Origin of the sequence: uncultured Chloroflexus sp. (assembly GCF_937951745.1) — a bacterium.
GTDB lineage: Bacteria > Chloroflexota > Chloroflexia > Chloroflexales > Chloroflexaceae > Chloroflexus.
On record NZ_CALFBQ010000001.1, the window covers coordinates 17976 to 38940 of the forward strand.

19 protein-coding genes and 2 tRNA genes are annotated in these 20965 nt (G+C 59.2%); 9 read left to right on the forward strand and 12 right to left on the reverse strand.

What is annotated here, in order from left to right; translation table 11 throughout:
• Nucleotides 1-8 precede the first annotated feature (8 nt).
• Nucleotides 9-920, reverse strand: a complete 912-nt coding sequence (locus Q1A59_RS00095) for a M23 family metallopeptidase (protein WP_298490197.1) — start codon at nucleotides 918-920, stop codon at nucleotides 9-11.
• Between the two features lie 386 nt (nucleotides 921-1306).
• On the opposite strand from Q1A59_RS00095, the gene Q1A59_RS00100 reads away from it, so the two are divergent.
• Entirely contained in the window at nucleotides 1307-3109 is a 1803-nt protein-coding gene (locus tag Q1A59_RS00100) for a hypothetical protein (protein WP_298405201.1), read from the forward strand.
• Nucleotides 3110-3205: 96 nt separating this feature from the next.
• Nucleotides 3206-4546: a cellulase family glycosylhydrolase gene (locus Q1A59_RS00105; RefSeq protein WP_298405199.1), complete on the forward strand. Its 1341-nt coding sequence runs from the start codon at nucleotides 3206-3208 to the stop codon at nucleotides 4544-4546.
• Nucleotides 4547-4617: 71 nt separating this feature from the next.
• On the opposite strand, the gene Q1A59_RS00110 is transcribed toward Q1A59_RS00105, so the two are convergent.
• The 3 genes from Q1A59_RS00110 to Q1A59_RS00120 all read right to left on the reverse strand — a co-directional run bounded on the left by Q1A59_RS00110 (nucleotide 4618) and on the right by Q1A59_RS00120 (nucleotide 6720).
• Nucleotides 4618-5304: a hypothetical protein gene (locus tag Q1A59_RS00110; protein ID WP_298405197.1), complete on the reverse strand. Its 687-nt coding sequence runs from the start codon at nucleotides 5302-5304 to the stop codon at nucleotides 4618-4620.
• Nucleotides 5305-5425: 121 nt separating this feature from the next.
• Nucleotides 5426-5923 carry a crossover junction endodeoxyribonuclease RuvC gene (ruvC, locus tag Q1A59_RS00115; RefSeq protein ID WP_298405194.1) on the reverse strand — a complete coding sequence of 166 codons (498 nt, stop codon included), beginning with the start codon at nucleotides 5921-5923 and terminating at the stop codon, nucleotides 5426-5428.
• A gap of 38 nt (nucleotides 5924-5961) precedes the next feature.
• Nucleotides 5962-6720 carry a YebC/PmpR family DNA-binding transcriptional regulator gene (locus Q1A59_RS00120; protein ID WP_298405191.1) on the reverse strand — a complete coding sequence of 253 codons (759 nt, stop codon included), beginning with the start codon at nucleotides 6718-6720 and terminating at the stop codon, nucleotides 5962-5964.
• A gap of 145 nt (nucleotides 6721-6865) precedes the next feature.
• Between Q1A59_RS00120 and Q1A59_RS00125 the strand changes: the two genes are divergently transcribed.
• From Q1A59_RS00125 to Q1A59_RS00135, 3 genes are all read left to right on the forward strand, one after another.
• A complete protein-coding gene (locus tag Q1A59_RS00125) occupies nucleotides 6866-9001 on the forward strand; it encodes a cyclic nucleotide-binding domain-containing protein (RefSeq protein WP_299643287.1) in 2136 nt (711 codons plus the stop codon).
• Nucleotides 9002-9127: 126 nt separating this feature from the next.
• A tRNA-Leu gene (locus Q1A59_RS00130) sits at nucleotides 9128-9214 on the forward strand.
• Nucleotides 9215-9217: 3 nt separating this feature from the next.
• Nucleotides 9218-9291 (forward strand) — tRNA-Gln (locus tag Q1A59_RS00135).
• Between the two features lie 92 nt (nucleotides 9292-9383).
• Here Q1A59_RS00135 and Q1A59_RS00140 read toward each other — a convergent pair.
• Nucleotides 9384-9836, reverse strand: coding sequence for a zinc ribbon domain-containing protein (locus Q1A59_RS00140; RefSeq protein WP_298405185.1), 453 nt, complete (start codon nucleotides 9834-9836; stop codon nucleotides 9384-9386).
• A 223-nt stretch (nucleotides 9837-10059) separates the two neighbouring features.
• On the opposite strand from Q1A59_RS00140, the gene Q1A59_RS00145 reads away from it, so the two are divergent.
• A complete protein-coding gene (locus Q1A59_RS00145; RefSeq protein ID WP_299643290.1) occupies nucleotides 10060-10638 on the forward strand; it encodes a hypothetical protein in 579 nt (192 codons plus the stop codon).
• A gap of 2 nt (nucleotides 10639-10640) precedes the next feature.
• Here the strand turns inward: Q1A59_RS00145 and Q1A59_RS00150 are convergent, their stop codons facing one another.
• From Q1A59_RS00150 to hisC, 5 genes are all read right to left on the reverse strand, one after another.
• The gene (locus Q1A59_RS00150) at nucleotides 10641-11627 is read right to left on the reverse strand and encodes a PrsW family intramembrane metalloprotease (protein WP_298405179.1); all 987 of its coding nucleotides are present in this window, start codon (nucleotides 11625-11627) and stop codon (nucleotides 10641-10643) included.
• A gap of 150 nt (nucleotides 11628-11777) precedes the next feature.
• Nucleotides 11778-12395 (reverse strand): imidazoleglycerol-phosphate dehydratase HisB, encoded by a 618-nt coding sequence (gene hisB, locus Q1A59_RS00155; protein ID WP_298405174.1) that lies wholly within the window; start codon nucleotides 12393-12395, stop codon nucleotides 11778-11780.
• Nucleotides 12367-12693 (reverse strand): nucleoside triphosphate pyrophosphohydrolase family protein, encoded by a 327-nt coding sequence (locus Q1A59_RS00160; RefSeq protein WP_298405171.1) that lies wholly within the window; start codon nucleotides 12691-12693, stop codon nucleotides 12367-12369. Before Q1A59_RS00160 ends, hisB begins: the two co-directional genes overlap by 29 nt.
• 1 nt (nucleotide 12694) lies before the next feature.
• Nucleotides 12695-13474, reverse strand: a complete 780-nt coding sequence (locus Q1A59_RS00165; protein ID WP_299643295.1) for an inositol monophosphatase family protein — start codon at nucleotides 13472-13474, stop codon at nucleotides 12695-12697.
• Nucleotides 13471-14577 (reverse strand): histidinol-phosphate transaminase, encoded by a 1107-nt coding sequence (gene hisC, locus Q1A59_RS00170; protein WP_298405165.1) that lies wholly within the window; start codon nucleotides 14575-14577, stop codon nucleotides 13471-13473. The genes Q1A59_RS00165 and hisC overlap by 4 nt, the downstream gene beginning before the upstream one ends.
• 115 nt (nucleotides 14578-14692) lie before the next feature.
• On the opposite strand from hisC, the gene fabF reads away from it, so the two are divergent.
• On the forward strand, nucleotides 14693-16108 hold the full coding sequence (gene fabF, locus Q1A59_RS00175) for a beta-ketoacyl-ACP synthase II (protein ID WP_298405162.1): 1416 nt from the start codon (nucleotides 14693-14695) through the stop codon (nucleotides 16106-16108).
• Between the two features lie 90 nt (nucleotides 16109-16198).
• Nucleotides 16199-17221, forward strand: coding sequence for a DNA polymerase III subunit delta' (holB, locus tag Q1A59_RS00180; protein ID WP_298405158.1), 1023 nt, complete (start codon nucleotides 16199-16201; stop codon nucleotides 17219-17221).
• A 17-nt stretch (nucleotides 17222-17238) separates the two neighbouring features.
• Here the strand turns inward: holB and Q1A59_RS00185 are convergent, their stop codons facing one another.
• On the reverse strand, nucleotides 17239-17919 hold the full coding sequence (locus Q1A59_RS00185) for a PIN domain-containing protein (protein ID WP_298405155.1): 681 nt from the start codon (nucleotides 17917-17919) through the stop codon (nucleotides 17239-17241).
• A gap of 93 nt (nucleotides 17920-18012) precedes the next feature.
• On the opposite strand from Q1A59_RS00185, the gene Q1A59_RS00190 reads away from it, so the two are divergent.
• Complete coding sequence (locus Q1A59_RS00190; RefSeq protein WP_299643300.1) at nucleotides 18013-19602, forward strand: ATP-binding cassette domain-containing protein; 1590 nt, start codon at nucleotides 18013-18015, stop codon at nucleotides 19600-19602.
• A gap of 152 nt (nucleotides 19603-19754) precedes the next feature.
• Here the strand turns inward: Q1A59_RS00190 and Q1A59_RS00195 are convergent, their stop codons facing one another.
• Entirely contained in the window at nucleotides 19755-20819 is a 1065-nt protein-coding gene (locus Q1A59_RS00195; protein ID WP_298407651.1) for a response regulator transcription factor, read from the reverse strand.
• Nucleotides 20820-20965: the final 146 nt, after the last annotated feature.

Sequence of the window (20965 nt, forward strand, 5' to 3'; positions counted from 1 at the left end):
CGGCGCTGTCAGATCACGGCCTCAATGATGCGCGCGATGATAGCGAAGAGGCCGAGTATGACCAACCCGAATGTCACGATTCCCCCAAAGAATTCGCCAATCGTCGGTTTGGCTACGGCGACAGTTTCGACGGTCTGCACTGGGCAGTCTGCTTGAGCGGGCTCCACGGTCTGATCACGCTGAATGAAGCCGTGGGCAAGGCAAGCAGTGCCGTTGCGGTCACTGCGCAGCACATGGCGAAAGGCGATCGGTAGCCCGACGGCGGTGAAGAAGTCGGCTCGATCTTGCAATTGAAAGTGCAGGTGCGGTTCGCTGGAATGGCCAGAGTTGCCGCAGGCGCCGATCGGTTGGCCGGCGCGCACGGGTGTGCCGGGAGCAACGCACACACTGCCCTGCTGCAAATGGGCGTAGAGGGAATAGGCGTGCTCGTGATGTTTGATCACGACGTAGTTGCCGCGTAAATCTGGCGTGGTGATATCGATCCAGCCCGTGCCGGCGCGGGGATCGTCGCGAATGTTGTTGCGCACAGCGACGACCACGCCATCGGCAGCGGCTAGCACCGGCTGCCCAAAAGCAAGGTAGTTGGCCGGTTGGCGCGGATCGCCGCGGTAGGTCAAACCGGTCGCTTCATCGACAATTACAAAATCATACGCATACCGCTGGCTAATAAGGCTCCAAGAATGGGATGTCTGGCGAGTGACTCCGCCGTTAAACACCTTCCAGCGTCCGTGAAACGGTAATTGCACGGCAAAGGTCTCATCATAGGCAACGCCGCGCCGGAGAGCACGCCATTGTGCCGCCACATGCCCGCTAGCTTGCCGGAGAGTAAGCGCGAAACCATGGATGTTGAAAAGGCTCCAAATCGTGATCGAAATGAAGTATGTAGCGATGACTCTGAGCGCCTGTAATGGGGTGTTCATACGATCTCCATTTCACTGCGGGGGCTGCTGATCGTGGTGTCCGGTACGTGTTGCCGTGACATTGTACGTTTAGGGCATAGGTTTTGTTGCACTAAGGCGGCGGATTTGCGCTTGCGCGGCAGAAAAGGGCTGTGGCGGAGGCATCTCTAGGCAGACTGTGCTGACGCTGGGAACTGATGCTGTGCGCTTGACGTTGAATCAGACAGGCGGGTATAATCGCCGTGGCTCTTCACCGAGTATCGTGTCAGCTTGCATGTGATTTGCCAGTCACGTATCAGGAAAAGCTCAGTTCGGTTTCGGTGAGGATTAGCTACTATGAACGAAGCAGGCTGATCACCGCGAGCCTGCCGCAATGGCGCGGAGTGATGAAGTAAGGGAGATTTTGCATGACACGACGGATCCTTACTGCGCTGGGGTTACTGGTACTGGCGGTTTCATTGCTGGCGTGGCCGCAGCCCGGCGCAGCGCAGGGCGGCGTGCCCGATACCTATCCGCCGTATCAGGCGCGTTATTTTCCCGAAACCGGGCATAGCGCGGTCAACTGGTTTCTAGAGGCATGGAAGAATACACCCAATGCGCTCTTCGTGCTCGGCTACCCGATCTCAGAGCCGTTTATCGAAGAGAGCTTTACCGAGCCGGGTAAGTTCTACCGCGTACAGTATTTCGAGCGTGCCATTCTTGAAGAGCACCCCGAGAATTTTGGCACGCAGAATAATCGCTACTACGTTCTGGGCCGATTACTAGGCAGCCGTTTGGTACAGGGGCGCGAGAATGAGCCGCCCTTCCAGCGCGTGCCCGATCCGGGTGACGGCACATGGTTTGCCCAGACCGGTCACACACTGCGCAATGATCCGGCGCCATTCCGTACATTCTGGCTCAACAACGGCGGCCTTGAGGTGTTTGGCTATCCGCTCTCAGAACAGTTCCAAGAGCGTAATCAGGCCACCGGCGAAGTTTACTGGGTGCAGTATTTCGAGCGTCAACGTATGGAGTGGCACCCCGATGAGCCTGACCCCCGCTACCGCATTCTGCTCGGCTTGTTGGGGAATGAGTATCGCGATCTGCGCCATCGCACCAATCCGGCGTTTAACTATCGCCCGGCTGACCAATCGCTACCGCGTCCGTTTATCTACGGTTTCAACGCTCATCTGTACGGGCAAGGTACTGCTTGGCAAGATCGCAATCGTGTCTTGCAGATGAGCCGCGACGCCGGTATCTATTGGATCCGCCAGCAGGTGCGCTGGATGGATTTGCATGATCGATCGGGTGCGATCTATTGGGCGGAACTTGACGATATTGTAGCTGATGCGAACCGGCAAGGGGTAAATTTGTTGCTCAGCGTGGTTGCTGCACCGAGTTGGGCCACTGCTAATGGCAGTAACGGCATGCCGCGGCGCGAGAACTTTAAGGATTTCGCCTACTTTATGGGCGAAATGGCGAAACGCTACAAGGGGCGGGTGCAGGCCTACCAAATCTGGAACGAGCAGAACCGCGCCTGTGAGAATGGTGGCGATTGTTCGCGCGATGGTGGCGTTGGCGGTCGAGTAGCCGATGCGAGCTATTACGTTGATCTGCTCGAAGTGGCGTACAAGGCGATTAAGGCTAACGATCCGATGGCGATTGTGGTCAGCGGTGCGCCGACCAGCACCGAGACCAACAATCCGAAAATCGCACTGAGCGACACGTCGTATATGGCGTCGATGGCCGCGAATCCTAAGTTCCGCGCTAACGTTGATGTGATCGGAGTTCACCCCGGTGGTCAATACAATCCGCCCGACACACTCTGGCCCGACCGCCCCGGCCCCGGCCCGCAGTGGCGCACCAGCCGCGAGTTCTACTTCCGGCGGGTGGAAGATATTCGCAATGTGCTGGTGCAAAACGGCTTAGGCGATAAGCAGATTTGGATCACCGAGTTTGGCTGGGCAACGCGCAACAATACCCCCGGTTACGAGTATGGTAACTCGATCTCGTTTGAACAGCAGGCCGAGTGGATTGTACGTGCATTCCAGATCGGTCGCCGCGAATATGCACCGTGGGTGGGGGCAATGTTCCTCTGGAACCTCAACTTTGCGGTGCCGTGGCGGGCGCAAGGGAATGAGTTGCACGAGCAGGCGTCGTTTGGTGTGATCAACGGCGACTGGAGTCCGCGTCCGGCTTGGTTTGCCATTCAGGCAATGCCGAAAGATTAAGTGATGACGGAGATGTGCAGCACGCTGCGCATCTCCGTTCCGTCCTAGCCAGAGGAAGTGTCCTCTTGGTCACTATGTGATCGATTGAGGTTTGTTATGAATACATTGTATGCACGGCGTTGGCAGATACTCATGCTTGTTTTCATGGTGGTGGCGGCGATCTTGGCTGCGTGTGGCAGTGAACCGGCTAGCCCGCCGGTGAGTAATGTGCCAACTGCGGCCATCGTTGCCACAACTGACACAGCAACGCTGCCGACCCCGGTACCAACGGCGGCGCCAACCAGCGTGCCGACCGCTGTAGCGGCTGAACCCACAGCGGCGCCGGTGGAACCGACGCCAGTGCCAATTAACCCCGATTATCTAGAATTCGGGATCGTCGGTCATCTTTACTACACTGACCGCGATCGCGTGTTGCAATTGGCGAAAAATGCTGGGTTTGACTGGTTCCGTCAGCAGGTGGTTTGGATGGATATCGAGGACCCTGTTAAGGGTATCTTCGGTTGGGATGAGCTAGATCGGATCGTTGACGCTGCCCACCGGTTTGGGATCAAGTTGTTGGTGAATGTCGTGCGTTCACCTACGGCCTACAATGCAACGAACGGCTTGCCCGATGATCCTGCAACCCTAGCCAATTTCCTCGAGCAGATGGTGCGCCGCTATGGCGACAAGATTCAAGCTTACGAAATCTGGAATGAGCCGAACCTTGCTGTGGAGAATGGCGGTGAGATTGTGCCAGAGGATGTGGGGCACTATGTTGAGATTCTGAAGGCGGCGTACACCCGGATTAAGTCGCTGAAGCCGGATGCGATCGTGCTCGCAGCCGCATCGTCGTCGAGTGGGGTGACGAATCCGGCTATTGCGCTTTCAGATCAAGAGTTCTACCGCCTGATGTACACCTACAACAATGGTGAAGTGCGCAACTACTTCGACGTGCAGGCGGTACATCCGGGTGGCGCAGCCAATCCGCCTGATACCCTCTGGCCTGATAATCCAAGCTTTATCCCCGGCTGCACACCGGCCCCCGATCGCTGCTGGAATGACCACGAGACGCACTATTTCCGCCACGTCGAGAATGTGCGCAAGTGGATGGAACAGTACGGGATGGGCGATAAGGAGATTTGGATTACCGAGTACGGTTGGGCGACACCGAATAACACGCCGGGCTATGAATTTGGTAACTACGTGACGCCTGAGCAGCAGGCGGAATACATCCGCGCGGCGATGTTGCGAGTCTACGAGAACTATCCGTTTGTCGGCAATATGTTCCTCTGGAATATTAACTTTGCCGTGCTCTGGGGCGAACAGGGGAATCCGAACCACGAGCAAGCCGCTTTCGCGATCCTCAACCCGGATTGGAGTCCGCGGTTGTCGTATTTGCGCGCGCAAGACACGATTGCGCAGATCAAGACGTGGCAGGGCCGGTTTGTCGCGCCGTAATGCGGCTAGGGGCGGTTCATAGGTTCATAGCCCTGCTCTGTCCCTATGTCACTCACTGTTTCAGGGGTGGTTCATTGAACCGCCCCTACCTTCACGCCTAATTTGGCTACTACCATTTCACCCCACTCACGCTCCAACTTACCGGCCAGCAGCCAGCCGGCGGGGTGGGGTTGCGCGATCATGTCGAGCACTTTGCGGTACGCCTCTGGTAGCGGGAGGTCAGGCAGTATCCAGCCTTCAGCGGTTGGAGCAAGGCGCAGTGTTGGCGGATCAGGCAATTGGCCATAAGCAGCCAAGATGGCTTCGTCGGCGGGCAGCGCCTGCCAGCCGGTGGCCGTGATGCGCAGATATTCAGCCGGCCCACGCCCGTGACGCCGGCGCACGATCTGGCCTTCTGGCAGTTCGAGCGCACCATCGGGAGTAGCTGGGAGGTTGCGCCAGCCGTTGGGGGCGGCTAGATCGAGCACGCTGAGTAGTTGCTTGGCGCTGATAGCGAGGCGGCGCAGCGGGCCAAGTTGGGTCGATGGCGGCGCGGGCAGGGCAGCGATCCGGTCGGGAATGGTCAGGGTGACGAAGCCACGGCTAGCGAGCCGGCCAAGCAGACCGGCGCGCCGCCAACTGGTGAGGTGAAAATGAAACCCCGCGCGCTCGCCTTCACCGCGCAAGACAGGGCCAAGCGCCGGGTTGTGGATGAGGAAAAGGTTAGGACGGATCTCTTCAAAATCGGCGGGAGCGCCGGGACGGCGACGAGAAGCCATAGCGGTGATTGGGAATAGCCACAAAGAGACGCAAAAAGTTAGTCTTAAACAAGTAATGTTCTCGTGCGTGTGATCGCGTGCATCGGCGAGAGACAAGCGCTGTGTTCCGGTGGCGGCCATCTCACGACGATAACCCGAACCGTTGCAGATTAGGCGCGGTATAAGCGTGACAAATCGCGATCGCGAGCGCATCGGCGGCATCATCCGGGCGGGGCACGGTGGTCAGGCCAAGGGTCAGGCGTACCATCTCTTGCATTTGACGTTTGTCAGCGCCGCCGTAGCCGGCCACCGCCTGCTTCACCGCCAGCGGCTTATATTCATACACCGGAATACCAGCTTGGGCGAGCGCCAGCAACGCCACCCCGCGTGCTTGACCAACGGTCAGCGCCGTATTGACATTCTTACCGAAGAAGAGTTCCTCTACGGCGGCGGTATCGGGGCGGAGGCGTTCGATAATAGCGCGTAGCCCGTTATAGAGCTGCAACAACCGTTCGGGCTGGGGCATACCGGCGGGGGTCGTGAGGGCGCCAGTCTCGATCAGGCGCAGATGACCGCCCGTGATCTCGACCATGCCCCATCCCATCGTTGCGGTACCCGGATCAATCCCAAGCGCGCGCACAATTCTCCTAGTTTGTGATCACTGCTGCTGACCGCGTGTTATGAGTCAAAGCGAGCCACCAACTCGGCGGTAATATCGAGGTTAGAATAGACCTTCTGCACATCGTCGAGGTCTTCGAGTTTCTCGATCAAGCGCAGAGCGGCCAGCGCATCCTTCTCATCGGGTTGGATGAGTGTCTTCGCGCGCATGATCTTCTCGGCATTGCTAATCGGCACCCCTTGATCGAGCAACGCTTGCCGGATGGCGTTGAGTTGCGTCCATTCGCAATAAATTTCGAGCGTCTCGTCATCAACCACGACATCATCGGCACCGGCGTCGATCGCAATCAATTGCAGCTCATCGGGATCGCGCTTGGTGGCGCTGAGGTCAACAGTAATCAAACCCTTCTGCTCAAACATCCACGACACCGAACCGGGTTCGCCGGGGTTACCGCCATTCTTGTTGAAGGTCGCACGCACCTCAGAATTGGTGCGGTTGCGGTTATCGGTCGCGGCTTCGATCAAAATGGCAACGCCGCCGGGACCATACCCTTCATAGAAAATCTCTTCGAGGGCGGCTTCGTTTGATTTGCCCAAGCCGCGGTCGATCGCGCGCTGAATATTCTCATTCGGCATATTATTGGCGCGCGCCTTTTCCACTGCCAGCCGCAAGCGGAAGTTCATATCGGGGTCACCGCTGCCGCCTTCGCGGGTAGCAATTGTAATATCGCGGGCCAATTTGGTAAAGAGCTGGCCGCGACGTTGATCATTCACGCCTTTGGTACGGCGAATGGTATGCCATTTCGAATGGCCGGACATAGGACCTAGCCTCCTCAGTCATAGAAGGTTATACTATACCCAATTATAGCATGGTCATTGAGTGACGCTGTGTGGGTGGATCAATTTGGCTGGCGGTGGTGTTTAAGTAGACAGAATGGCGCACGGTTGCCGGCAGGAGAACGGTATGAAACCTTTGATGACGGATCGGGTGCATTGTCTCCCCAACGACATCTACATTGTGACAACAGCAGCCGGCAATGTATTGGTCAACAGTCCGCCGGAGAGCCTGAAATTTCTGTTAGCGCAGGGTTTGCCGCTCCCGGCGTATGTTATCTTGCCGCCAGATGCGCCGGCGGGGAGCGAGCCCAGTTCGCGCGGATTTGTGCGGCGCGGGATCAACTACGCCAGTGTGGAATTTTTGATCTATGCCAACTTTTTTGGGCAGCAGCGCCGGATGACCTTGATTACGGTGACGGCGGCGCAGGCGCGGCGTTTGCGCACGTTGCTGAGCGAAACGATCAACGGCCCGGCAGCACTCGCCGAGTGGCCGGGGGCATGGTTGCAGCAAGAATGTGAGACGGTAGCGTTCTACCCGCCGCTCGGACGCGCGCCAACCGTTGATGATATGGTGTCGATTGTAGCATTGGAGACAGGTGGTGGTGATCTAGGGCCGGTGCAAATCGAGTATGACGGGAGCGATTTTTGCTTCCTTGAGCACGGCGTTGAGATTGCGCGCCTTCCCGCCGTGATCAATAGTGTGGCCCACCCCTTGGCGGTAGCGCCGCCGCGACCGTTGGTGCGGCAGACGATCACGTTACAGTTTATTGGCGGGAGCGACGGGTTTGACCCGACCGGAATCACTACCTGTTTTCTAGCCTATCTAGGAGCTGGCCAACCGTTATTATTCGATGCGGCGGCCTATCTCAACGTGCGATTGGCGCATTTGGGCCTGTCGCCGCGCCAACTTGATTTGGTCATCATCTCGCACCTGCACGAAGATCATATTGCCGGTCTGCCAGAACTTATTCTTACCGGCGGCAAGCGGGTGCAGTTAGTGACGGCGCAGCCGATCTATCGCTCGTTGTTGCGCGTGCTAGGGGCTATGCTCGATCTGCGGCCGGCGGACGTGGCCGAATTATTCGACTTCTACCCGCTTGATCCCGGCCAACCGTTGGACGTGCATGGCTACCGGTTTGAAGCGACCTATGCGGTGCATTCGATCCCGACCATTGCAGTGCGGGTAGGGGGGATCGGCTACTCGGGCGATATGCGCTACGACGAGGCGTGGTTAGAGCATCTGCATCAGAGCGGCCAGCTCAGCGCCGAGCGGCTGGCCGCTTTGCGCCAGTTTGCCGAAGGGGTAGAGGTGCTGGTGCATGATATGGGGGGCGGTGCCATTCACACGACGCCGACAGCGCAACTCTTGCGTGAGCTGAGTGCCAAGAGCCGGCGGTTAGTGTTGGCCCATACCAGTCGCCAAGATTGGGAAGTGGCTGATGAATTGGCTGGCCGGGTGGAAGTGGCGGTGAGCGGGCATGTGGTGGGGTTAGGAGAAGTTGTGGCCGATGACGAACAGCGCCAGCGGTTTGAGACCCTCACCATTTGCCCGATCTTTGCCCGCTTGCCGGCGGCTGAACGGGCGGAGCTGGCGGCGCAATGTGCAGTGCTCACCTATCCAGCAGGATGCACCATCGCCCACGAAGGCGATGGCTCAGACGGCAGTGCGTATGTGATCCATCACGGGATCGTCGAAATCTTGGTTGGTGGCGAACCGGTGCGGTTGTTGGGGCGCGGCAACAGCTTGGGTGAGCGGGGGGCCTTGATCGGCGAACCGCGCACGAGCACGATGCGCGCGCACAGCGAAGCGCAATTGCTGCATATTGCACCTGATCTGTTTACCGGCGTGGCGCGCCGGTTGGGGTTGCATGATGCGTTTGCCCGCGCCGAATGGTTGTGGCAACAACCGGCGTTGGCGCAGTTACCGTGGGCGACGTTACTCGATCTGGCGCTCGATGTTATGCCGCGTGCCATTCCGGCGGGGACAACCCTGTGCCGGCAGGGTGAGCTTGGCGCAACCGGCTATTTGCTGGTGTCAGGGCGATTAGCGTTTACCGGCACGACGACCGGCACCAGCGAGCGAAGCGGCGATTGCTTTGGGATGCGCGCGGCATTGCGGGGTGAACCGTACCGGATGACGGTGATGGCGCTGACCGACAGCATAGTGTGGATGATTGACGCGCCAGCATTGCAACGACACTATCTCATTTACCCCGACCTGTTGCTACACCTGCAAACGATCGATCGGTCGCAGGAGTGGTGAGGCGCGCCGTAGCAGCGTGCCAGAAGCGCATTACGCTGCAGTTAGCGCACTGCGGTGTTTGCGCCAATCATTTGACAAAGTAGGGGGAGCGTAGTATCATATGGTCGCGTCGGGAAACCGTGCCATGCCGAAGTGGCGGAACTGGCAGACGCGCTACGTTCAGGGCGTAGTGAGGGTGACCTCGTGTGGGTTCAAATCCCACCTTCGGCACCATAATGGGGGATAGTTTAAGGGTAGAACGCCTGGTTCTGGCCCAGGTAGTTGGGGTTCGAATCCCTGTCCCCCAGCCAATAATCTATACTATTGCCCCTTCTTCACAATGGTGTGAAGAAGGGGTTTTTCATGGAGTAGTGAGATAGGGGCTGGTTGTAACCTGCCCCTACTAGCCTACGCGGGTGCCGCAGCTTGGGCAAAAGATCGCGGTGGCCGGCATCTGAAACCCGCATTGCGGGCATATCTTGGGGCCGGCAGCGGTCGGTGAAGCTTCACTGATCGGTACCGATTGCACGGTAGGCGCTGGCGGCGGCGTTACTGGGGCAGGCTCGATGTACACCTCATTCTGCGCCTGTTTCAGCTCTTCCTCACGGGCTACTAACGTTGCTCGCAGTTGATCAAGCTTTGCCGCTAATTCAGCCAAGGTGGGGGCATGAATCTGGCCGGCCCGTTGCAGATCGTAGGCCCGCTGGCCTAATTCCAACAGCTTCTGATCGATCTGGCGTCGCAACTCGTTAATCTCCCCTTGCAAGCGGGTGGTCTTCTGAAACTTCTCGGCCTCGAATTTGGCCCGATCACCGACTTGCGAAATGGTTTTACTCAGTTGATCGAGCAATCCCATCACTATCTCCTTTCTATCGTTTGTCGCTAGCTTTAGTGTAGCATGCGGCGCAAAGCTCTTACCAGTTTGACGATCACGACGGCAATCTGGATGCGACGTAGCGCAACGACGACATGTAGTAGTCCTAGAGCAAAATCAACCCGTTGTACTATAGACGACGCGCGCAGCATGGCTCTACGATAACAGTGACGTAGCCATCGTCCTGAACGCCGTGAGGTCTGCCGTGACAGCGATTATGCTTCAAACCCCACCTATTGATCCCCTCAACCAAATCATCACGTTGCTCGATCAATTACGCCACCGGTTGCCATTTGCCGAAGAAGAGCTCGTACATCATACCCAGCTACAGGCAATCTTGGCTGAACAGCAAGAGCAAAGCGCGGCGGCACTTGCGGCGTGGCGGGCAGCATTAGCGGTGCGTTGGGAGTGTGAGGTGCGCGCGCAACGCTTGTATGCCCATGTGCGCCGGCAAGTGATCGAGGTGGTCGGCACTGATGCGTCGTACTTGCAACTCTTTGAACCTGACTCGGCGGCGGGGGCGTTGACAGCGACCGATCTGCTCAATAGTTTACGCCGGCTGGCTGCGGTACTAAGCTTGATGCATCCCCAACCGCCATTTGCTGAGCAGGCATTGGCAGATCTCACAGCGATGGCGGCTGAGTTGCAAGCAGCGATTATGCATACTGAACAGTGTGAAGCGGAGCGACGGCGGGTACAAGCCGAACAACGACTGTTGCTGGAATTGTGCCACCGCTCATACCGGCGCACGCGCCACCGGATCGCTGAACACTTGCGCGGGTAGGTCTACACTGCCGGCACCTCAGGGGCGAGTTGCGCAATCTCGCGGCGCAGTTGATTGATGCGGGCGATAGTGTTGCGATGATTGCCGACGCCGGTAGCGAGGTGGTGTTTCTTGTGGGCCAGTTCAGCGCATGCTTCATAGAAGCGGCGAGCAGTGGCGCTGCGCGTCCGGTTGCGAAGTTGGCCGCTGAATGATTTGGCTGCGAAATACTGCGATGGCGAGATAATTCCGGCAGAGACCTCTTCGGCCAAGTACGTTGCAATGTGATGCTGTTCGCGCCGGATTTCCCAGATCACTAACCCCAAAACGACCACCCACGTTGACCAGTCAACCAGCAGGGTGAGGCCGAGGCCGGTTAAGCCAAATTCACCGGCCAAAAAGACCGCCATGGTATTGTGCAAGGCGTGAAGGCAGACGGCGAGCAGCCAGCCGGCAAAGGGCGAGATGAGGCGCACGATGCGGTTGGGGTGCAGGCGAGACATCGCTAACCCTAAGCCGATCCATGCGGTATAGACGGCGTGACCCCAGCCGCCCAAAATCACTCTCAGGACAAAGAGCGTGATAAGACCGCCAAACCCATCCTCGGTATAGCCGAAAAAGTAGAGGTAGAGCAGATTTTCGGTGGCCGCAAAGCCGAGCGCTGTGATCGCCGCATAGAGCATGCCGTCGAGGCGTGAGTCGAACTCTTCGGGGAAGGCGAACATAATGATGACGACGGCAATGCCCTTCAAGCTCTCTTCGACAAGTGGCGCGAGCAAAGTTGTGCCGGCCACTTCGGCCGAGGCTTCGCCGATAAAGATGGCTAACGACGCTTGGACTATTCCCGTCCAGACAATTGCGCCTAAGGTGGCGACAAACGCTCCCCAGAGAAACGCACCGAATAGCAGGCGGCGCGGCTCTTTTTCAAACCGGTCGAGCCAATAGGCGATGCTGGCGTAGATGAAGGCCGGCACGAAGCTTAGTACAGCCGCAGTGACGAACCCAATCATAGCACCTCCTCAAGGGCAGGGTATCCAGTTGCATGGGTTAAGTGGGGGCAGCGACTCTCACCCCCAACCCCGCGCTTGGGCAGGGGAGCGGGTAGTGGTTGGGGAATGAGCGCTCGTGGGGGGTTGCGCCCACTATCGATGAACGGAATCTTACAAGACCCCCTTCGTGCTCGGTACCGCGCCGCCGAGACGCGGATCGATGCGGGTGGCGGCATCAAGCGCGCGCCCGCAGGCTTTAAACAGCGCCTCGATCTTGTGGTGGTCGTTGCGCCCGTACAAGATCTGCGCGTGCAGGTTGAAACGGCCATGAAAGGCGATGCTCTCGAAGAGGTGCGCGATCAGGTCGGTGCCGAGCTGGCCCACGCGCGGCGTAACAAAATCGGCTTGCACCACGCAGTAGGGCCGCCCGCCCAGATCGATCGCTACCAACGCTAGCGCTTCATCCATCGGCACGAAGCTATGGGCGGTGCGGACAATGCCAGCGCGCGCGCCAAGGGCTTGATCGATGGCGCGACCCAAACAGATACACACATCTTCGGCGGTATGGTGCTCGTCAACATGCAGATCACCGTGGGCGCGGACGGTGAGGTCAAACAGACCGTGGCGTGCCCACAAGGTAAGCATATGGTCGAGGAACCCGATCCCGGTTTGCACATCAGCCTGCCCGCTGCCGTCGATCGTTAGGGTCAGCGAGATACTCGTCTCGCCGGTGATGCGATCGATGGTGGTGCGACGGATCTCACTCACTGCGCTGTTGGCTTCGCTCACTGCTGAATCCTTCCGGGTAGCGGCGGCGCAACTTCTCGATATTGGCCGCCATCACTGTGCCGAGCGATATGTCAAGGGTATCGCAGGCCAGCGCCACATACCACAACACATCGCCCAATTCTTTAGTCAGGGCGTCGCGGTCGAGCGGGTGGCCGTGGAAGAGGTATTTTTTCACCGTGTCGGCAAACTCGCCGGCTTCGCCATTGAGGCCAAGCGCAGCGTTCACCAGCCGCTCTTGGGGTGACAGGCCGGCGGCCAAGGTGCGCATGGCCAAGCGCTGATAGTCGTCGGCGTTCATACTACTCCTCACCAGTAATCAACGCTAAGAGTTCGGGCAAGACGTGGCGGTTGCTGCCAATGCCTTCGTGATGGTAGATCGTTGGCACGCCTTGCCAATCGGTATATGCACCGCCAGCCTCGGTCAGAATCGGCAAGAGCGCGGCGGCGTCCCACACATTCATTTGCGGATCGAGCGCGACTTCGGCGCGACCGGTGGCCACCAGCACATAGCCATAGCAATCGCCCCACGTGCGGAACAGACCGGCGCGGCGCACGATGCGCTGGAAGGCTTCGGCGCGGCCATACTGCTCGTAGCCGTGGGCAATTGTGCCGACGACCAGACTCTCGCGCAGCGACGAGACGTTGGAAACGCGGCATGGCCGGCCATTCCACGTACATCCCAAACCCTGCGCCGCCGTGACCATTTCGCCGAGGACGGGAATATGGATCACGCCGAGCACCGGCTCGCCATCGCGGAGCAGGCCGATCAGGACGCCGTACAACGGCACACCGCGGACAAAACTCTTGGTGCCGTCGATCGGGTCGAGCACCCAGCGAAAAGTGGCATGTTCGCTGCCGCTCAGACCATCTTCTTCGCCGAGCACCGCGTGATCGGGGTAGGCAGTGGTAATGGCTGCACGCAGGTAACGTTCGGCCTCGCGGTCGGCAATCGTCACCGGTGATTCGTCGGCTTTGCGTTCAATCGTGACACCCTGCTGGAAATAGCGCAGGGTAATCTGACCGGCTTCGTGGGCGATCTGACGGGCAAACACCAGCATAGATTCGAGCGATGCAGTCATTGCGACACCTCGGCGAGGGTAGCGAGCAGAGCATCAGTTTGGGCGGGGGTGCCAACGCTGATGCGGATATACCCATTGAGCAGCGGGGTGCGGTAATGGCGCACCAGCACGCCGCGCCGTTCGAGCGCGAGCTTGAGTTCGCGGGCATCGCGCCCCTCAACCCGGCAGAGGATAAAGTTGGCAGCGCTGGGAAAGGGGGTAAGGAAGGGGAAGGCTTGCAAACGGGTAGCGAGCCGTTCGCGTTCGGCGACGATGGCTTGCACGCGCTGGTGCAATTCGGCGACCGATTCGAGCGAAGCGATGGCAGCAGCTTGGGCAGCCACCGAGACGTTATACGGCTGCTTAATCTTCCAGAGCTGCTCGATCAGCCAGCGGGGGAAGAGGCCATAGCCAACGCGCAAACCGGCCAAGCCGGCCCACTTGCTGAAGGTGCGCAGAATTGCCAGATTCGGATAATGGTCGAGCAGATCACTCGCACCGATCGGTAGCCTGCCCGGTTCGGCAAACTCGACATACGCTTCATCAACCACCACTAGCAAGGGCAATTCGAGGATGCGCAACAAATCGACGCGCGGCAGCGGGTTGCCGGTAGGGTTGTTGGGAGCGGTGAGGAAAATCGCCTTAGCACCTTGGGCAGCCGCCCGCTCGATCGCCGGTAGATCGAGGCTAAAGTCAGGCTGGCGGGGGACGGTGATCACCCGCCCGCCGCAGATCCCGGCGTCAAAGCGGTACATACCGAAGGTGGGCGGGCAATCGATGATCGCGTCGCCGGGGCTGATAATCAAACGCAATACGAGATCGATTAACTCATCGGCGCCGGCCCCGCAGAGAATCTCTTCAGGAGGGCGGCCCGTGTAGCCGGCTAGCGCCGCGCGCAGCGCAGTGTGTTCAGGGTCGGGATAGATATGGTACGTTGCGGTATGTTGCAACGCTGCTAACGCCGCCGGCACAGGGCCATACGGATTCTCGTTCGCGTCAAGCTTAACAATCTGCTCAACCGGCAAGCTGAGGCGAGCAGCGAGCACTTCGAGCGGCACTATCGGCGTATACGCTTCGAGATCGGCAATTTCAGGACGAATAAGGCCGGGCAAAACGGGCGTCATAATGATTGCTTTTGGTGAATGTGCTGAACTCGTCTTCGGCGAGTATGATACCACAGGCGCGGCGGCTGCGTGGTATAATTCAGACCTTGAATAATTGCATTGAGGGAGGGACGCCATGACCCCGCGAGCACTGGATCGGCGCGCAGCGTTGCGGGCCGAGCTGCTCGGTCTCGTGCGCGAGCATGTGCCAGATGAAGCGATTGAAGCACAGATCGAGGCGCTGCTAGCCGAGGTGCTGGCCAACGAACCGGCGGTGGAACCGCAGACAGGAGCGAACGATCAGCAGCCGCCTGATCAACGGATTGTGGTGACCGGGATAGGGGTCGTCTCGCCGTTTGGGGTCGGCGTCGAGCCATTTTGGGCCGGATTAGCGGCTGGACGGAGCGCAATCGGGCGGATCACCTTTTTCGATCCGAGCGGGTATCCGTGCCAGCTCGCCGGGCAAGCCAACGACTTTCAGCCGCAGGCATTTATGGATGTGAAAGAGGCGCGGCGGATGTCGCGTGCCAGCCAGATGGCGGTGGCGGCGGCGCGCATGGCGGTGGAGCATGCTCGGTTGCCGCTAGAGCGGATGGCACGCGATGAGATCGGCGTCTTGATCGCGAGCGGTACAACATCAATGCCTGATGTCGAGCAAGCGGCAGCAACGCTCGTCCAGCGCGGGGGCATGAAGATCAGTCCGTTCTTTATTCCAGCAGCACTACCCAATATGCCGTCGAGCCAAGTTGCGATCCAGCTCGGGTTGCGCGGCTACACCACCTCGATTTGTACGGCTTGCGCAGCAGGGGCGCAAGCGATCGGCGAGGCGGCGGAAGTGATCCGGCGCGGCGATGCCGAGGTGATGCTGGCCGGTGGGGCTGAAGCGCCGATCACGGCGCTAAGTTTGGGGGCCTTCTGCGTGTTGCGGGCCTTGAGCACGCGCAGCAATGATATGCCGGAGCGGGCCTCGCGCCCGTTTGACGCGCTGCGCGATGGGTTTGTGCCGGGGGAAGGTGCGGCGGTGCTGGTGCTGGAACGGCTGAGCAGTGCGCAGCGGCGTGGCGCGCCGATCCTCGCCGAGCTGATCGGGTATGGCGTCTCGGCGGATGCTTATCATGTGACTGCCCCCGATCCCGATGGCGAAGGGGCTGCGTTGGCGATGCGACGGGCCTTGCGGCATGCCCGGCTAGCACCGCAGCAAGTTGACTACATCAATGCCCATGCCACGAGCACACCGACTGGCGACATCGCCGAGACGCGAGCGATTAAGCACGTGTTTGGCGAATATGCCTACAGTGTGCCGATCAGCTCGATCAAGTCGATGATCGGCCATCTGACCGGCGCGGCGGGTGCGGTCGAGGCGGCGGCAACGATCCTCGCTTTGCACCACGGCCTGATTCCACCGACAATTAACCTCGAACACCCCGACCCGGAATGCGATTTGGATTATGTACCGAACGTAGCCCGCCCGGCGGCATTGCAGGTGGCGATTTCCAATTCGTTTGGGTTTGGCGGGGTGAATGCCGTGTTGGCCTTCCGCAAGCTGCTGTGATCTAACATCGGTTGGATCACAGCAGCCAGAGATCCGGGCCGCCGTGGATAGAGAGCCGTACCACCGTGCGGCTCTAGCCAATCAAATGCCATGTGGGATATTTACGGTCACGAATGGGCTATTGAGCAGTTGCGCAGCAACATCCGGTCGAACCGGGTGGCGCATGCGTACTTGTTTGCTGGGCCGCCGGGAATCGGCAAATCGCTGTTGGCGTTGCGCATGGCGCAGGCGTTGAACTGCGAGCGGCAGATGGGCGATCCCTGTTTACAATGCCGGACGTGCCGGCGGATCGAGCGTGGCAGCCATCCTGATGTGCGAGTGGCTGGAATGGCGACGCAAGCGGCGGCGGCAAAGGCTGATGAGGCGGCGCGGCAGAAAGAGCTGAAGATTGCAACGATTCGGGAATGGCAGCGCGATATTGCCTTGCGGCCTTACGAAGCGGCGTGGCGGGTGTTGATCTTGCACGATGCCGAACGGCTGAGCGAAGAGGCGGCTAACGCGATGCTGAAGACGCTGGAAGAGCCGCCCGATTACGCGACGTTGTTGTTAGTGGCCCACAGCAGCGAACTACTGCCGACAATCGTCTCGCGTTGCCGGGTGCTGCGGTTGCGTCCGCTGCCGCGCGAGCAAGTAGCAGCGGCGCTGCAAGCGCGTGGCGCGGCGCCGGAGTTGGCCATAGAGCTCGCGGCATGGAGCGGGGGCCGGGTCGGGTGGGCGATCAGTGTATTGGCCGATCCGGCAGCGCAGGCAGCGCGGCGCGAGCAGTTGGCGGAATTGATCGGGTTGGCTGAGCAAGATCTGAGCGCGGGTTTGCGCTGGGCCGAGCAGCGGGCGAAAGAGTACCGCGCCGGCGAGCAAGAGACGGCGCTGGCATGGCTGGAATTGTGGCAGAGCTGGTGGCGCGATGTGGTATACGTCGCCGCTGGGTGTGACGAAGCGGTGACGAACGTTGATCGGCGGGCCGAACTAGCGGCAGCGGCCCGGCGGGTCACGCCAGCGACGGCGCTGGCCTTCTTGCAGCAGATCATTGCTGCTGCCCAACAACTGCGCGAGAACGTCAACCCGCAATTGGCGCTTGAGCATCTTGTCTTGCATCTTCCGCGGGCGAAATGAAGGTTGCGGTTGGGCGCTTATAAGTGATACCGCAACCGTTGCGACGCACCTTCTTCGAGTGAGATCAGGCGATTGGTGAACAGCATCGTCGTGAGCGCCTCGGTTTCGGCGGCGGTGAGTTGTTGTTTAGTCAACGAGGGCAGATGGTTGCGCAGCTTATCGAGCGTGCTGGGGCGTGAGGGCGTATGGTGTTTTAATCGTTCAATCACCACCTCGTACAGCTCGTTTAATGACGGTTTTGCGCCGTTGGCAGCGAGCAGCGATGATGATTCAGGTGCGGCAGGCATCGCCGGAATTAATTGCTGGTCGTTGGCTGCGGTGTTCTTGCGCAAGAAGGGGAGATCATCAATGCTGGCCGAGCGATATACCTTTAGGCGCTTTTCGCGCAGATGCTGGATGAGCGGGTCGAAGCCGGTATCGTTTGAGACAATGTGAAAATAGGCGTTTGCGCCGCGTTTCACCAGTATGCCGAGATAAAACGCGATATGAAAATCCAGTGCATTTGCGCCGCTCGCGCCGATCTTTACGTACATCGCGCGATTACCCAGTCGCTGCATCGCATCGGCAAACTCGAACGGGATATGTTTCTGGTTTGCGCCAACAAAGGTGATGACGCGCACAAAGGAAAGGTTTGTGAGGGCGACGAGATTGGGTTGGACATTCTCGTAGTCGATAAGAATGTAGTTTACCGGTTGCATGAGAACGTTTCCTTACTGGTGTGAATGCTATACTTAGATTATAAGGATCACAATTGCCAGACTATTACACGAGTGAAAACTACAGCCACATCTATGCGACCCTTGCTCAGCGTGCGCGATCTCCATATCGTCTTTGCCGCTAAGCCGATCCTCAGCGGGATCAATGTTGAGCTGCACCCCGGCGACATCTTGGGGGTGGTAGGTCTGCGCAGCGCCGGCAAGTCGGTGCTCTTGCAGGCGCTGGCCGGGATCTATCCGCCTACAGCGGGTGAGATACAGGTTGATGGCATCCCTTTGACGTGGGCAGCACAAACGGCGCAGCGACGCGGGATCGAGTTTGTGCCGCAAGCGCCGCTGCTGGTCGAAGTGATGCCGGTGCTAGATAATATCTTTTTAGGGCGTGAACTGGGCAAATGGCGGCTCGATCCGGCGGCAATGGTGACTACGGCATACCAGTGGATCGAGCGGTTTGGTTTGCCGGGCAGCCTTGCCCACCAGCGCGCCAGCGATCTGACCGAAGAGGAGCGGCAGTTGGTGGCGTTGATCCGGGCCTTTGTGCGGCCAGCGCGGCTGCTGATCCTCGATGAGGCACTCTCGGCGTTGAGTTTTGCCTGCCAGCAGGCCGTCTTGCAGCACTTGCGCGAGCTGGCAGCGGCGCAGGCCGGCATGATCCTCAGTAGCGACGACCTCAATCTCATCTTTGCCATCACCAACCGAGTGCTGGTGCTGTACCAAGGCCGGCAAGCGGCGTTGCGCGCCACTGCCAGCACGACACCGCGCGAGATCGTCGAGCTGATGGTGGGGTCGGTGCGGCAAGAGCGGGTCACGCCGTTGATTTGGGCCTTTGAGAACTACTATCAGGCGCAGCAACAAGCAGAACAGTTACGGCAACAGCAACTGCAACTGCAAAACAACCTCGCCGCGCAAGACTCGCTCAACCGTGAGCTAGTGCAACGGCTGCACGAGCAAATGGTGGCGCTCGATCAACTCAATCAGGCGTTGCAAGAGGCCCATCACCGTTTGATGCTCGAACGCGAAGCCGAGCGCAAGGTGTTGGCGCGTGAATTGCACGATCAAGTGATTCAAGACCTGCTCAGTTTCAACTACCAGCTCGAACACGTCGAAGAGGAGATCGAGCAGGATGCAGCCTTGAGCGAACTGCAGAACATCCGGCGCGGGATTCGCGAGGTGGTGGCAGTGTTGCGCCAGATGTGCAGCGATCTGCGCCCGCCCACGCTCGATAGCCATGGCTTGGCGGCGGCATTGCGTTCGTTGGCAAGCCAGTGGAGCGATCAGACCGGGATTCAGGTCGAGTTGCTACTGGCCGAGCCGCTGGAACGTTGGCCGGAGACGATTGAATTGGCGGTGTTTCGGATTGTGCAAGAGGGCTTCAACAACGTGCGCAAGCATGCCGGCGCTACGCGCGTATTGCTTGAGGTGCGGCGCACCTCGGCAGCGGGGGTGATGGTGCGGTTGGCCGATAATGGGAGGGGAATGGTGACGCCGCCCGATTTGCAACGCCTCGCGGAACGGAAGCATTTTGGCTTGATCGGGATCAGCGAGCGGGTGTCGCTCTTGCGCGGTACCTTGCAGATTGGGCCATCAGTGTGGGGCGGGTTAGAATTGCAGATCGAGATACCCAATCCGGCACCGTTTCCGGCGGAAGGTATTGGCGTGAAGTAACGCGAAGGCGCGAAGGGTAAAACGTAAAGGCGCGAAGAACGCCGAGGACGCAAAAGTTATGATGCGGGGTATCAGGGGGTCTTAAGCCAAGCAGATGATATTCTTTGCGTCTTTGCGTTTTTGTATCTTTGCGTCCTTGCGGTATGGTGGTATCACGACCGCTTGCGTCGCAACGCATCCTCTACCACCTGCCGCACGGTGGCCGCATCGAGGTCTTTTTTGTCGAGAAAAGCCAGCGCGCCGGCTTCCAACCCCAACCGGCGAAACTCGCGGTCAGGGTAGGCGCTGATCAAGATCGCCCGGATGTTGGGGGCAATATTTTTCACCCGGCGCAGGCATTGAATCCCATCGCCATCGTTCAAGATCACATCAATGAAAGCTAGATCGGGCGTGATCTGGCGGAGCAAGTGAGTCGCTGCATGGCAATCCTCGGCCTCGTAAAGCTGCGCTTCGGCGCAGGCCTTGCCGACCATGCGCTTGAGTTGGGCACGGTAGCGTTCGTTATCGTCGATAATCAGCACGGTCAGCGGGCTAGGGCCGGCTGGCAGTTCGCGGTTTTGGGCTGCTTCGTGGCCCGATTCGGCTAGCAATTCGGGATGGCGCAATGCAAACTGGTAGGCTTCGAGCCGGCTGCTCACGCGGATGGTGCGGTAGAGTGCGGTGAGGTGATTTTCAATTGTCTTGACGCTTAGATCCATCTCTTGGGCCATGCGGCGGTTGTCGTAACCTTGGGCGATAAGGCGGAGGAGATCGCGTTGGCGTTTGGTGAGGCTGATCGGCGAAGGGTGTGCCAACTGCGGCGCTGCTTGGATGAGACGGCTGAGGAGCGGGCTAGAGATCCAGTTGCCGCCGGCCATAATCCGTTGCACGGCTAGTTGTAGATCGCTGAGGGGTTGGTCTTTGAGGTGGTAACCGTTGACGCCGGCGGCGAGCAGGCCAACGACGTAAGATTGATCATCGTAGGCGCTGACGACTAAAATCTTCATCGCCGGATAATCGGCATGAATCTGGCGGATGGCGTTAATCGGATCAAATTCCGGCATGGCCACATCTACCACCAGCAGATCGGGGTGATGCTGGGCTAGCGCAGCGAGTAGTTGTGGGCCGGTGGCCGCCTCACCGACCACCTCAAAGTCAGGCAAGCCGGCAAGTGCAGTGCGCAAACCAGCTCGTACAACGGCATGATCATCGGCCAATACGACGCGGGTTGTTCCCATCGCCCATTCCCCACCATGGTTGACGTACCGGCGTGATGACGCCAAGGGATACAAATTATTATCGCCGAAGAAACGGCTGGGGGCAAATGGGCGGATGCGGGAGGGGGCGGAGCGGCGCGGGGGGCGGGCTATCGTAGAGCCGCGCA